This window comes from Temperatibacter marinus, assembly GCF_031598375.1.
GTDB classification, from domain to species: Bacteria; Pseudomonadota; Alphaproteobacteria; order Sphingomonadales; family Kordiimonadaceae; genus Temperatibacter; species Temperatibacter marinus.
The window spans coordinates 2,116,469-2,130,447 of the sequence record NZ_CP123872.1; the positions used below are offsets into that span (position 1 = coordinate 2,116,469).

Genomic DNA, 13,979 nt, shown 5'->3' on the forward strand with positions numbered 1-13,979 from the left:
AATTCAATTGAATTTCTGGTGAGACCCTCATAACTAAAGATTAGTGTGCAAAAAAAAGATTATGAAAGTACACTAAATATCTATTGTCTAGAAAGAAGATTACGACCATACTCTTATTAAGGGTAAATAAATCTAGATACTTAATGTTCCGCAGCATTCGGGAGGTACTTATGCAGGATTACTTAAAAGAGAATATTTTCATGGCACGTCGCCGCAAATCTTATTTGATGGGCGTGTCATTAATCGCATGCTTGTCAATGCCAGGCCTTGCTCAAGACGATGAACAGGACGATGAAAAAGATATCGAAGAGATTGTCGTTACGGGGAAACGTGGATCGGTTGTTAACTCCATTCGTGATAAACAGAATGCAGATGCCATTATTGATGTGCTCTCTGCGGATGCTGCTGACCGTCTGCCAGATCCTAATGTTGCAGAATCATTAGCTCGTCTTCCAGGGATTTCTTTCCAACGTGAGAATGATACTGGGCAAGGGGAGTTTGTCTCTATTCGTGGATTGGATGCTGCCTATAATACAGTTACATACGATGGTATTCGGTCTGGAACAGCGGACCGATATCGCCGAACGGCTCTAGACATTGTTACGTCCTCAAACATTAGTGGTATTGAGGTTATCAAAGCCCCTCTGCCAGAGCATGCGTCTGAAGGATTAGGCGGTGTTATTAACATTATTTCAAGAAGCCCGCTAAAAAGACGGGATCGCTTTTATCTGAGCGCTTCTGGGGCTCAAAATACCTTTGACGATCGCACGGGCTCTCGTTTTTCTGGTGGATTTAACAAGAAATTGGCAGACTGGGTAGCGGTGAATTTTTCTGCTTCTTGGCGCCGCAGTTACATTAATACTCTTTATATTAATCCAGCGACGAATGTGCCGGAATTGAATGTGGCAACGACCCTTACAGGTAAGAATGGCACTTCTTTAACCTTCATTGATGAAGATCCTTTAGAGCGTGTCCCAACTGGGTTTATACCTATTGAGAATTTCAATGTGGAGCAAGTGAATTACGAAGACAATAATATTGAAAGAGATAATCTTACTTTGTCGGGGATGATTGACTTTAAATTATCGGATAGCACAACTTTTACTCTGGGCGGACGACGGACAAAAGAAGACACGATTGATACATATTCCAATCTTGAAATGGATGTGGATAATGGTGATATTCTTATGGATAGCAATGGGATCTATCAGGTTGCCACATACCCTGACCCTGAAATTACTTTTGAGGGGGAAGTGCAGGATTCTGTTGAAATAAGAGAACGATATTTTGCTAAGGGTCAGACGATAAAAAATAACTGGACCTTTGATTATATTGTTGGCTACTCGCGCGCCTTTGAAAATCAGCCGATTATGTCCATGGATTTCACACATGAACTCGAAGATACCCCGTCTGGCTTAAGTGATAACAGCGCTGAGAATATCAATACCTATGCACCTTTTGACTTCTCAAATAGCCCTTTCATCATGCCTGTGCCTGTCAATCTAGCTGCTTTTCAAGAAGCATTAGACCCTTTCTGTGATGACGGTGGTTGCGGTGAGATGAATGACTTTGATGAAGAGTTGGAAGATTCGCTAGAAAATAAGCGTTGGACCGCTCGTTTTGATACAACCTATGACTTTGATAATCATGATTTCATGCAGAACATAAAGTTCGGTCTACAATATGAAAAATCCAAATATCGAGATTACCGCGCTGTGATTGCACTGCAAGATGAAAGTATCAGCGAAGACGGAAATTATGTGGGCTATGATCCAAGCGGTGATAATAATGCGGATCTCGGTGATTACGGCATAGTCGATGGATCTCTCAGAAGTTTTGACGATATTGGCAATCCATTTGATTCTGTCGGTTTTTACGGTATTCCACTATGGAACGGCGATGCAATGCGTGCACTGCGTCAGAACTTCCGAAATGGGTATTTTGCATCAGGAGATGCGCCTGTTGAGACGGAAATAACATCAACAGAAGAATATTATACGGCCTATTTACAAGGGAAAATGACTTTCGATAAATTGGATATCATTGGTGGTCTACGAGTGGAGAAATATAAGGCTTCTTTCCGGGCGCCAACTGACTTGTCCTCGCTCGTCTTCTTTGATGATGGGAATGGACAAGGCGACAGCCTATCCCTTGTTGATACAAGTGTTTCCTATAATGAAACCACAGAAGAGAATACTGAATATCTTCCTCGGATCGCCTTCATCTATAATCTTCGTGACGATATGAAAGTACGCTTTGCTTATACAACTGCCCTTGCAAGGCCGACCTTTGATCTTCTGGCTGCAGAAGTTGATGGGTCTTTTAACATCGAATTGGCGGACGGCGTTCAGCTTGCAAATGCGACGGCAGCAGATGTGGTGGATGTTTCTATTAATTATAACTTGGGCAACCCCACTTTGAAGAATGGCTATTCTCATAACTTTGATCTATCATGGGAATATTATATCGATAGCGAGAATGCAATTTCTGTTGCCGCCTATTACAAGCGGATTGATAATTTCATTTTCAATACTTTTACGTTAACGGATGTTGATACAAATGTATCCTTTGATGCTGCGACTGCGATTCAAGCAGGCCCGTTTACGGATGAAGGCCTTGCAGTTCTTGAACAGTTAGGCGGAATTAATTCTTTAATTGCTTCTGGCGTTGGGGATGTATCGATTAACATTCCTGATAACGGCCGCAAAGCTGAAGTCTATGGAATTGAACTTGGGATTTATCATACCTTTGATTGGCTTGGTGGATTTTGGGAAAATGTTGGCTTTGCAGGAAATTTAACCATTCAAGATACAAAGACAACCGTGCCTCTTGGTGTACTTGAAGCGGATGATGCTCTTGTGTTGTTAGGGGATGCTCAAGAAGGTGAAGTCCTTTATGATGAATTCCAATTCTTTAACTCACCTAATGTGCTTTATAATGCAGCTCTGTTTTATCAAGATGATAAATGGGAAGTGACAGTAGGATATCGCTACGGAGGTCGCCAGCTCGAAGAGATTGAATTATTCGGTATGAGTCAATATCAGCAAGGTCGTGGGTTCTTGGACTTTAGCTTAGAGCGACGTCTTGACCTTGCAGGGGTTAGAACAACTGTTTATTTCTCTGCGAATGATATCTTAGATGGCGGAACCAAGCCAACAACATTCGAAACACGTGGCACTGCACCGATCTATTCAGACTTTGCTACTTTCAATGGTCGTTCCTTTAGATTAGGAGCGCGTTTATCCTTCTAAATTGAGTGGAGAGCTAGTTCCTTTGGGAGCTGGCTCTCTTTTACCACGAAGGGTATGGGTGCAAATTCCATAGAATTAGAGACTTAAAAATATGACGATTAGACTTTTAATACTTGTATTAACTGTGGGCTTTAGCATACAGAGTTTTGCAAACGATGAGGCAAAACGTATCTTGTTTGTGGGCAATAGTTTTAGCTACTTTAATAACGGCCTGCATAATCATACAGCTAATTTAGTCCGGGGAAATAATCAGTGGCAAGTCAGGAAAGACCGTTTTCGTTTGCTGACACTCTCTGCAGGACGGTTTAGAGAACAAGTTCATCTTGTAGAACCTATTCTATCGACGAGCAGAAAGAAATGGGACTATGTTGTTTTGCAAGCGCACAGTAGAACCCCTCTCTTGGCAGAGGAGAAATCTAACTTTTCTAAATTATCAAAAGAGTTGATCTCAGTTGTAAGGGATCACGGGGCACAACCAGTGCTTTTCATGACCTGGGCCTATAAAAATAGCCCTGAGATGACCAAAGGGTTATACGAAGCATATAAAAAAGTTGCCGATGCAGAGGGCGTGCGTCTCGTTCCGGTTGGCCTCGCTTTTGAAAAAATTCAGAGAGATTATTCTGAAATTGATCTTTATGTGAGGGACTTTAACGGCACTGAGAACGGTGAATTGGTTTATAAAAAAGCGATAAAGCATCCTAGCTTAGCAGGTACCTATCTTGCGGCCTGTGTTTTTTACGCAAGCTTTTACGGGGCTAGTCCTGAAGGCAATGCCTATTCTGCAGGGCTTTCAGAAGACGTAGCGAGAACCCTACAAAAAGTTGCTTGGGAAATAGTTTCCAAGCATTAACACATCTGTTATAGTCTTCGCGGGGAATGAGTAAAATTATTATAAATGTAATTGGATTCTATGAAGTCTATTCAAATAAAGCTTTTTACATGCTTAAGCATGTGCACCTTTTTTGCGCATATAGTTCACACGCAAGATGTAGCGATTGAGGTAAAAGATATTCATGATATTTCTTTTGTTACCCATTCTGTAGATCAACGGTCTGCCTCCTATATTGATGGCATCCTGCGGGGACAAGAAAAAAGTGGGCGTCGCGCCATTGACGTGGAAATTATTCAAGAATTGAAGAAACGATTAGGCCATAAAAAGCCTCTCACCAATATCGCTTTCACACGCGCAATCCGCACTCTTGAAAAACAACCTGGCTATGCACTCTTTAACGTGCTGAGAACACCGGCTAGAGAGTCCAAATATAAGTGGGTAGGCCCCCTGCAGCATTATAAAACATATTTCCACGATTCAGCACAGAAACCATCTTTGATTGAAACTATGGATGATGCGAAGAAGGTAAAAGGTGTTTGTGTGGTTCGGGGGAATGCACAGCATGATTTGCTTAAAAAGCTGAATTTTAATAATTTAATCATGGTATCAAAATATACGCAGTGCATAAGCCTGGTCATGCAAAACAAAGGCGTGATTATGCCCTCAAGTGCGAGCGCAGCTTATTTTGAAAAAATGAAGGTTAAAGACCTTGTGAACAATACAGAGGTGGTTGTTACAGAATTTGATGGCTACCTTGCCTTTTCAAAATCAACTCCTGATTATCTTATTAAGCAAGCTCAAGAAACCCTTGATGAGATTAAAGCAGATGGAACTTTTGAAGCCATTGTTAAGAAATATGGGGTCAATTAAGCAGGTCTGCTCTGATAAGGTACTCTTTCTCCTGCGTCCATCTCTCTTTAATAGCATGTTTCGACCTAATGTTAGGCAGGTCATATAGTAGATAGACCTTATATATAACTGAGTTTCGTTTTATCTGACTGTTAATTCCCTGATTACGGTTCAGGCAATTCCCTGTTTACCGCTCAGGCAAATTCAAGAGTATGGCTTTTTGCTTAAGCGAACTTAGTATTTTTCCGCGTCCAGAATGCGCGAGCAACATTTTGCATTTTGCATTTTTGTTTGCAAAATAACAGGAGCTCCTTGAACTATTATATGTCAGAATCTCTGCGCCTGTGTTCGGTGATTTTAGCGGCGCTAAAGACTTCTCAACATATTGTTTTGTATGGTAATTTTGTAATATTTCTTCTATGGAAGTTAAGGGCGTGACATTGCCCACTGGTCTGAAATACATAATCATTACTCCTCAATACTCAACGCTCCCTCTGGTATAAGAGCAATGCTCATGCCAATGTTTTACAAAATGCTTTTTTGGCTGCTTCGTTCTTAGATTTTACGCGCGTAGATTTGATCCCCTGAATGAGTAGGAGATCAAAGTGTCTTAGAGTTTCATATGCTAGTTTAAGGTCATAAATACGATTAAGGTTAGGGCTAGTGCATGAGGCGATTTACAATTTCTGCCATTCTTCTTTTTTCCTATATATTGTAGAAGGGCTGATGCCTAGTGTCTTTGCTGCTAAAGGAATTGACCCGCTGCAAACCCTGATACGTTCTTCAATCACTTCTTTTTCTATGTCTGTGAGGGGCCTTAAATGGCCATTATCATGACCCTTCACTTCCTCTGGCATTTCTGTTTTTTCTTCTTTAAAGATGTCGTCGCCTGTCATGGAAGGAAACATAGAAGGAGTTACGAGTTTACCTGTATGCAAGACAGCGATATTGCGAATTGTGTTTTGCAATTCCCGCACATTTCCGGGCCATGAATAAGAGGCAAGAAAAGCTTTGGCCTTCGCATCAAATCCTGTGAAGCTTTTATTTTCTTCAATGCTATATTTCTTGAGAAAATGTTCAGAAATTTCTTGAATGTCTTTCTCACGGTCTTTTAGGTTGGGTAAGTGGATGGGCACAACATTTAACCGGAAATAGAGATCCTCCCTGAAACGGCCTTCACGGACCTCTTTAATAGGATCTCTATTGGTTGCACATATGACGCGCACATCAACTCTTTCTGTTCGGCTGGTACCGACAGATTGAATTTCTGATGTTTGCAGAAATCGTAAGAGTTTTGATTGTAGGTTCAGATCTAATTCACACAATTCGTCTAAAAATAAAGTACCGCCATTGGCTTCTTTCGCAGCTCCTTGGCGATCACTGATGGCTCCAGTGAAAGAGCCCTTTAAGTGCCCGAATAGTTCAGATTCAAGAAGGTCTTTAGGAATAGCGGCGCAGTTTACAGGGACGAATGGTTTTCGAGCGCGGGGGCTGGATTTATGAATTGCTTCTGCGCAAACTTCTTTACCAGTGCCGGAACTTCCAAGAATGATAACAGTTGCTTTTGAGGGAGCAACATTTTCAATCGTGCGATAGACCTTTTGCATCACACGGCTAGACCCGATGAATCCTTGGAAATTGGCCAACTGAGAATCTGTCCTTATTTCTTCTAGGTGATCTCGGAGTTGAATGCGCTCTAATGTATGAGACACAGTCATGAGCATACGATTATCTGCGAACGGTTTGACAAGATAGTCTAAAGCGCCAAGCTTCATAGCTTGGATTGCCTTATTAATGCTTGCATCTGCGGTTATAACAATGGCTGGAATTTCATGAGGCGTCCCGAGGTTGCCCTCAAGGAAGTCCAAACCATTCCCGTCAGGTAAGTTTAGGTCTAATAACATGAGATCATAAGAAGTCGTTGATAGCTTTTCTCTTGCTTCAGATAGTGTTGCTACGGTGTCTGCTTTATAGCCCGCGGATTTTAAATGCTGGCTATAAAGTAAAGACATAGAGAGAGTGTCTTCTACAATTAATATATTAATCATCTGGTTTTTCATCTTTAATTTCCACTTGTTTCAATTCACTCAAAGCGAGATAGATATTGTCATTCAGCCATTTGTGAAGGTCTTTTGTTTGCTTCATCTTATCTTGAGTGAAGCCGTCACACAGTTGCTCAGTTTTTTTATAAAGGCGTTGAAATCCAAAAGTGCCGCTAATGGTTTTTGCCCTGTGGAATATGGCATGAAGTATCTGAGGATTATCATCTTCAGAAGCTTCTATAATGTCATTTAAAATGCTGCATAAATCCAATTTGATTTGATTGATGATGACCTTTTGACTTTCTTCGTCCAAGGGAAAAAGAAGCTGTTGAAATGTATAAAGATCGAGCACTGGTTCAGTCTCAATCACTTCATTCATAGATGGTATTTTCATTTTTTTCACGCGATCTTCCACTCATTACATTGCGCTCGTTAACCTTATATTTTAAATAATACAACAATTTAGAGTTTTAATATTTATTTATAAAGTTGTATTTTTGACATATCAGATGTATATGAAGAAAGGAAGTCAAAAGACCAAGTGTAAAGTAAAAAGTAATGATTTCGCTTGGTACCATCGTTCAGAGTGTAAGGAGTAAGCGATGTTAGGTATAGTGTTTACCGAATTCCAAGAATATATCGAAGAGACATATTCTCCGGAATTGTATGATGATGTAATCGAGGATTGTAGCGACTTAAAAAGTCAAGGGGTGTATACTTCGATAGGACGCTACGATTATTCTGAGATGTTAAAGTTGGTTAACACACTTAGTGAGCGAACCTCTATTTCTACACAAGATTTAATTAAAACCTTTGGCCACCATCTTTTTGGCCGATTTCAATGTCTTTATCCCGAGTTTTTCGAGGGAATCTCCGGCTCTTTTGAGTTTTTGAAAACGATTGAAAATCATATTCATATTGAAGTGAAAAAACTATATCCCGAGGCTGAATTACCAACCTTTGAATTCGAACAAGAAAGCGAGAAAGTTCTCATTTTTGACTATCAATCCCAAAGGCCTTTTGCTGACTTGGCCGAGGGGTTACTGCGGGGCTGCATGGCTTATTATCATGAAGAAATAGCCATCCAACGTGACGATATTGAGATGCAAGATACTCAATATCATACGCGATTTATTCTAGAGCAGCGATAGGACTGGAAATATGGACCAAACGATAAGATTAGAAAAGCGGGCTACACGCGAGCGGCTCGCACGAAAACAAGCAGAACAATTGTTAACGGATAAAAGCCGCGCTTTATATCAGAAAAACCAAGAGCTTGTTGAAATGAGAGACTCACTAGAAGAGACCGTTGATAGTAGAACTCTAGATTTACAAGATAAAATCAGAGAACTCATAGAGCTGCAGGCTGAGTTAAAAGAGGCAAAAGAGCAGGCAGAAGAGGCCAGTCGATTGAAATCACGATTTGTAGCAGCCATCAGTCATGAAATAAGAACGCCGCTGAATGGCATCATCGGTAGCTTAGACGTTCTGTCTTATGAAGAGCTACCGCTCAAAGCACAGGAACTTGTCACCCTTGCAATGAAAAACGGCGAGACTTTGAATGTTCTACTTACAGATATTTTGGACTTTTCAAAATTTGAAGAAGCATCATTTACACTGGATGAAGAGTGTTTCTCGCTTCAAGAATTGCTCACATCTCTACAACAATTTTGGGCGCCTCAATGTTCAGAGCATGCAATTAAATTTGATGTGAAATATGAAGGACAGAACGGTGATATTTTCAAAGGAGACCCCGGTAGAATTCGTCAAATTCTTAATAACTTCATTTCGAACGCTGTCAAATATGCAGACTCTGAAGCAATTGAGGTCTTAGCAAAAGTCATGAAGCAGAAACAAGGAGGCAGCCTTCTATATTTAGCGGTCAAAGATTTTGGTGTTGGTCTTTCTCAAGATGAGAAGGATATCATTTTTAACGCCTTCACTCAGTCAGAAAAAGTAGACCCTGTTAAAGTTCAAGGATCAGGTCTTGGGCTTTCTATCTGTAAGCAATTAGCAACCTTAATGCAGGGGTCTGTTGGGGTGAGAAGCTATCCAGGCCTTGGGTCTCAATTTTGGTTGCGTATTCCTGCGGAACGTGTTTCTGATGCGGCAGCGATACAAGAAATCCCTTCTTTTGAAATGCAGCCCTTTGGCGATTTGTTAAGTTTCACCCCTAAAGTATTAATTGTAGAAGATGTTATTTCTAACCAAATGATTGTCAAAATGATGTTGGAAAACATGGGGATAGCTGTACGCGTGGCAAGTACAGGAAAAGAAGCCTTTCATGCGTCGCGAGAAGAAAATTTTGATGCCATCTTTATGGATATTGGCTTGCCAGATGTGGACGGTGTGACTGTGACAAACTCTATAAAGAAAGATGTAAAGAATAAGAATTCTGAAACACCTGTGATTGCTTTTACTGCCTATGGGATGGAAGAGGAGAAGCAGCGTTTCCATCAAAATGGGATGACAGGGCTTATTCGCAAGCCAGTTAAACATGAAGATATCTATAAGGGCTTGATGGATATCTTAGTGCGCTAGTCCTCAATCTGTATCGAACAAACGAGGAAGAATCTTTCTTTTTTGCGCCTGAAATTCCTCGTTCACATCTATTTCACATCTTGTTTTCTATTCTTTAAAAAAAGGAGAGTTAGATGACAAGGAATACATATATAGATTTGAGTAATGTTGGGCACTATTTTGAAAGTGGTGACCAGACTATTCATTTGTTTGATGATTTAAACCTGACGTTAAACAGAAAAGAGGTTACCTCTATAGTCGGATCTTCTGGGGCAGGGAAGTCTAGTCTTCTCTCTCTCGCAGCTGGGTTAGAGGAACCTAAACTAGGCACAGTGACTTTTGTCAAAGATAAAGAGAAAGTTAGTGCTGAAGACTACAGACAAAATATTGGGTTCATCTTTCAACAATTCCATCTATTACCTGAGATGGATGCACTCAATAACCTAGCCCTTCCCATGCGATTGAAGGGGATGGATAGTGCTTTTGAAGAAGCTGCAGAATGGCTTTCTTTTATTGGCCTTTCTGATCGTGCTGGCCATAAGCCGTCTCAACTGAGTGGCGGAGAACAGCAAAGAATTGCTATCGCACGCGCTTTCATCAGCGAACCTGATTATATCTTTGCTGATGAGCCTACTGGAAATTTGGATGTAAGTACTGCGGCCAGTATTTCTGATCTCATGTTAGACTGCGCTGAAGAGACCGGTTGTGGTTTAGTACTTGTAACCCATTCAAGACAGTTAGCGGAAAAAGCCTCCATTCAATTTGAACTCGTGAACAACCGTTTGGAGTGCGCGGCATGATACGATCTTTTGCATGGAATAATTTTAAGCAATCTCTGGGAACCAAAGACCAAAAGGTCGTTTTATGGACACAGGGAATTTTAGCAACAATCCTTTTAATACTCACCCTAACAACATCAAGTATTCAGATATATTTAGAGAAAAATTTGGAAAACCTCTTGGGGGCAGATGTTGTAGTGGGGAGTAATCGTTTCCTCTCTTCGGCCGATCAAGAATTTTTGAAAAACCACTCACAGCGATATTCAGAAACTATCCAGGTCGTCGTTTCTTTAGCCCATGATGGAAAATGGCAAAGAACAGCCCTTAAGCTTGTGGATGATGGCTACCCTGTTCAAGGCGATGTTAGAGTCAGTGATCGTCTTGGAGGTCCCATTCGCAGCATGAAACAAGCCCCTGATGTCGGAGAGATTTGGATTGATGGCAGATTGTCTTCGCGCCTTGGACTTGTAAAGGGTGAAATAGTTCATATCGGAGATAAAGCCCTAACAGTTTCAGCCATTCTCGAGCATGAGCCAGACCGGCTTATGGAAGGTCACTCGGTAGAGGTGCGGGCGATTATTAATCAGCAGTCCTTGAATTTCGCTCAATTTTTGAATGAAAAATCTGTCTATCGGTATTTGCTTGCGGCGTCACCTCTCCAAGGAGAACAGATTACAACTTGGGCAAAACAGCAGGACAATGATTTGGTAATTACTGACCGCCATAACGGTAGCCACCCGCTCAAAGCTTATTGGAAAAGAGTAGAAAATTTCTTTGGCCTGACCTTTGTTCTTCTTTTCTTTATGGCCTCTATCGCAATTAATCTAGCCAGTAAACCTAAACTAGAGGCCACACAGTATCGATTATCGCTTTATAAAAGTATGGGGCTTTCTGGTACGAAGGGGCTATCCATGGCCTTAGCAGAGTGGAGTTTAACTTTCATAGTGACTCTCCTACCGGCTTTCCTGGCGGCTTTGCTCATTCACAGCTTAGTTCAGGGTGAACTGACAAACCATTTTGAAGGCATCGAGGCTACAATTGCTTATGGCGCAGTCTTTAAAACTATGGGGCTACTGGCATTGATGTTTCTTTTCATGCAGGTCCCTATGTTCATTCAACTGTCAAAAGCATCTATTCTCAGCCTGATTAGAGAGGAGCAAACACCAGCTGATATTTTATCAAAACTTGTATGGAATGGTATTTCTCTGACTGTTCTTGCTGTGCTCTATTCCGATAACTGGTTGTTGACAGCGATGATCATAGGATCAATGGTTGCTATCCTGCTCTTGTTGCTTTTCTTTACTTGGTGTGTCTTCACACTAGGCAATATATGGGGAAAAAAGCGGCCAGGCCTCTTATCATTTGTTCTTTTCCTGTTAAAGCAGCGTCTCTTTGTGAAGGCTACGCAAGTGATTGGTTTAGGCTTGTCTTTAACTCTTTTATTGATTTCTCTTGGTCTGATGCAAGATTTGAAATCCTCTATGAATAGTCAAGTACGCACCAGTAATGGCAACCTTGTGATCAGTGATCTTGCGCATAAAGATCTCAGTGATTTTCAGAAATGGGCACAGAATACAAAGAGTGAAATACTTGGATTACAGCCCTTCCTACATGCCTCAGTTATACGGGTGAACGGTCAGTCTTTAGACGATTTTGCAACCCAGCCAAGCGATACACTTGCACGATTGAAACGCCCAATACGATTGAGTTGGTCAGAGCACGTGCCTGCTAATAATCGTCAGATAGATGGTCAATGGTGGCAGCCAGAAGATAAAGAATGGCGTCAAGTTTCGGTTGAGGCTGAAGTGATGACTGATTTTGGCCTTTCTTTTGGAGACCGTTTAACTTTGTCCATTAATGGTAAAAGGGAAGAATTCAAGATTGTTTCTTCTCATGCCTTTAAGTCAGGGGGTAGCTCTGTAACATTTTGGTTTCAAATGCCCTTGATGGCCCGGCAGTATATTGATGCTGATACGCATTATATGGGCGGCGCAGAATTGTCAGATGAAGGGTGGTCAAAGATGGGGGCATTCCTTTCAAGAACACCAAACTTACACGTGGTCACTTTAAGAGAACTGACAGAAAGGCTTGATGCAACTTTTGATCTTGTCTCAAAGGCAACTAGCGGCTTTAGTTTGGTCATTCTGCTCTTAGCTGTCTTGGTGATTATTGCATCGGTCTCTGGCTTTGAATCTGAAGATAAAAAAAGAAATGGCTTAATTCTTAGTATGGGAATGACAAAAGCTACTTGTTTGAAGATGACAATTTATGAATGGGTACTCACTGCTTCAATCGCCTCTTTTGGAGCTGTTATCGGAACATGGGGGATGGGTGTTTTGATTTATGAAGATCAATTTGCCTTAGCCTATGAACCTAACTTTGTGCTCTATGCGGCTGTTATGGCTGTGGTTCTCATCGCGGTTACTTTGCTTGGGGTCTACTTTACCAGAGCCGCGATGAATATTTCCATCCGACAAATTTTAAATGAAACCTAATTCACATCCATTTCACATCGGGTGTGAGAATAAGAACTCATCAACGAGTCACGATAGTAAAGGAAATAAAAATGACTTTAAAAAAGAAAATGATAACAGCCATTGTCTCCGTTATGACCCTTTTCATGACAGCGGGAGCGGCAATTGCAGAAGAAGCAAAAAAAGTATTGATGGTGATCAGCAGTAATGGTCAGGATGAAGGTAAGACGGCACCTGGTTATGAGTTTGAGGAATTCAGTCATGCCTATCTAATATTTAAAGCGAATGGACTGAGCGTCGACATTGCGAGCCCAAAAGGCGGTGAGCCTGTGGCTGATCGTTATGACCCTAAGGACTTGATAATTGCTAAAATTCTTTCTGATGGCGAAGTAATGGCAAAGCTCACAGATACCATTCCGCTTTCAGAAATTAATGCAGCCGAGTATGGCGGTGTTTTTGTTGTAGGTGGTAAGGGCGCTATGTTTGATTTCCACGATAATCAACACTTGCAGTCGATTATTTCAAAAGTATACAGCAGTGGCGGCACCGTGAGCGCTGTCTGTCATGGGCCAGCAGCACTTGTGAACGTGAAACTTGAAGATGGCAGCTATCTTGTCGCTGGCAAAAAAGTGAATGGCTTTACGAACCTTGAAGAGAAAATGTTTGGTAAAAAATGGATGAAAGACTTTGAATTCATGCTAGAGGATGAGCTTCAAGCACGCGGCGGTGTTTTCCAATCTTCGCCGATGATGTTGAGCCATGTTGCAACAGACGGTCGTCTTATTACAGGACAGAACCCTGCTTCGACCCCCAAAGTGGCAGAAGAAGTTGTTCGTTCTATGGGATTGACGCCTGTGGCGCGCACGGTGGAAAAAGACGAACGGACACTTGATATGGTTCAGGCTGTCTTCTCACAAGGTATTAAAGCAACAGCGCCTTATCTTGAGAATAAAGAAGCGTATAATGGTGCTTTAATTTCCACATATGGATTTTACTTCTCCATGACAGCTGAGACTAAGGAAGATCAGTCTTTGGCAGTAGACCTTATGAATGTGAAGACAGAAATGTCAAATCATCACCGTCTAAGGTTGCAGGTCGCTCAAACATTGAATAAGTTGGGTAGAACTCAGGAGGCGAGTGAAGTTGCTCAAGCAATTCTTGTTAAAAAACCTGATTTTAAAGAGGCCCAGGCCTTTCTTGATAGTTTAGCAAAATAAGTCGTAAAGATACAC

At 41.4% G+C, this 13,979-nt stretch carries 10 protein-coding genes; 8 read left to right on the plus strand and 2 right to left on the minus strand.

From position 1 onward, the window contains the following. The first annotated feature begins 170 nt into the window (after positions 1 to 170). The 3 genes from QGN29_RS09360 to QGN29_RS09370 all read left to right on the plus strand — a co-directional run bounded on the left by QGN29_RS09360 (position 171) and on the right by QGN29_RS09370 (position 4,953). Complete coding sequence (locus tag QGN29_RS09360) at positions 171 to 3,251, plus strand: TonB-dependent receptor (protein WP_310797590.1); 3,081 nt, start codon at positions 171 to 173, stop codon at positions 3,249 to 3,251. Between the two features lie 91 nt (positions 3,252 to 3,342). Continuing rightward, on the plus strand, positions 3,343 to 4,101 hold the full coding sequence (locus QGN29_RS09365) for a DUF4886 domain-containing protein (RefSeq protein WP_310797591.1): 759 nt from the start codon (positions 3,343 to 3,345) through the stop codon (positions 4,099 to 4,101). A gap of 60 nt (positions 4,102 to 4,161) precedes the next feature. Further along, positions 4,162 to 4,953 (plus strand): substrate-binding periplasmic protein, encoded by a 792-nt coding sequence (locus QGN29_RS09370; protein ID WP_310797592.1) that lies wholly within the window; start codon positions 4,162 to 4,164, stop codon positions 4,951 to 4,953. A 656-nt stretch (positions 4,954 to 5,609) separates the two neighbouring features. Here the strand turns inward: QGN29_RS09370 and QGN29_RS09375 are convergent. Both QGN29_RS09375 and QGN29_RS09380 read right to left on the minus strand, forming a co-directional pair. Continuing rightward, complete coding sequence (locus tag QGN29_RS09375) at positions 5,610 to 6,980, minus strand: sigma-54-dependent transcriptional regulator (protein WP_310797593.1); 1,371 nt, start codon at positions 6,978 to 6,980, stop codon at positions 5,610 to 5,612. Continuing rightward, positions 6,973 to 7,377, minus strand: a complete 405-nt coding sequence (locus QGN29_RS09380; protein WP_310797594.1) for a hypothetical protein — start codon at positions 7,375 to 7,377, stop codon at positions 6,973 to 6,975. Before QGN29_RS09380 ends, QGN29_RS09375 begins: the two co-directional genes overlap by 8 nt. Positions 7,378 to 7,576: 199 nt before the next feature. Here QGN29_RS09380 and QGN29_RS09385 point away from each other — a divergent pair, with 199 nt between their 5' ends. From QGN29_RS09385 to QGN29_RS09405, 5 genes are all read left to right on the plus strand, one after another. Then, positions 7,577 to 8,125, plus strand: coding sequence for a heme NO-binding domain-containing protein (locus tag QGN29_RS09385; protein ID WP_310797595.1), 549 nt, complete (start codon positions 7,577 to 7,579; stop codon positions 8,123 to 8,125). Between the two features lie 10 nt (positions 8,126 to 8,135). After that, positions 8,136 to 9,515, plus strand: a complete 1,380-nt coding sequence (locus QGN29_RS09390) for a response regulator (RefSeq protein WP_310797596.1) — start codon at positions 8,136 to 8,138, stop codon at positions 9,513 to 9,515. A 113-nt stretch (positions 9,516 to 9,628) separates the two neighbouring features. Further along, positions 9,629 to 10,294 (plus strand): ABC transporter ATP-binding protein, encoded by a 666-nt coding sequence (locus QGN29_RS09395; protein ID WP_310797597.1) that lies wholly within the window; start codon positions 9,629 to 9,631, stop codon positions 10,292 to 10,294. Beyond that, entirely contained in the window at positions 10,291 to 12,768 is a 2,478-nt protein-coding gene (locus QGN29_RS09400) for an ABC transporter permease (RefSeq protein ID WP_310797598.1), read from the plus strand. The genes QGN29_RS09395 and QGN29_RS09400 overlap by 4 nt, the downstream gene beginning before the upstream one ends. 71 nt (positions 12,769 to 12,839) lie before the next feature. Next, positions 12,840 to 13,964, plus strand: a complete 1,125-nt coding sequence (locus QGN29_RS09405) for a type 1 glutamine amidotransferase domain-containing protein (protein ID WP_310797599.1) — start codon at positions 12,840 to 12,842, stop codon at positions 13,962 to 13,964. The last annotated feature ends 15 nt before the right edge of the window (positions 13,965 to 13,979 follow it).

Coding starts and splice junctions, on each gene's coding strand:
- QGN29_RS09360 (WP_310797590.1), top strand. CDS start 171: ATGCAGGATTACTTAAAAGAGAATATTTTCATGGCACGTCGCCGCAAA.
- QGN29_RS09365 (WP_310797591.1), top strand. CDS start 3,343: ATGACGATTAGACTTTTAATACTTGTATTAACTGTGGGCTTTAGCATA.
- QGN29_RS09370 (WP_310797592.1), top strand. CDS start 4,162: ATGAAGTCTATTCAAATAAAGCTTTTTACATGCTTAAGCATGTGCACC.
- QGN29_RS09375 (WP_310797593.1), bottom strand. CDS start 6,980: ATGATTAATATATTAATTGTAGAAGACACTCTCTCTATGTCTTTACTT.
- QGN29_RS09385 (WP_310797595.1), top strand. CDS start 7,577: ATGTTAGGTATAGTGTTTACCGAATTCCAAGAATATATCGAAGAGACA.
- QGN29_RS09390 (WP_310797596.1), top strand. CDS start 8,136: ATGGACCAAACGATAAGATTAGAAAAGCGGGCTACACGCGAGCGGCTC.
- QGN29_RS09395 (WP_310797597.1), top strand. CDS start 9,629: ATGACAAGGAATACATATATAGATTTGAGTAATGTTGGGCACTATTTT.
- QGN29_RS09400 (WP_310797598.1), top strand. CDS start 10,291: ATGATACGATCTTTTGCATGGAATAATTTTAAGCAATCTCTGGGAACC.
- QGN29_RS09405 (WP_310797599.1), top strand. CDS start 12,840: ATGACTTTAAAAAAGAAAATGATAACAGCCATTGTCTCCGTTATGACC.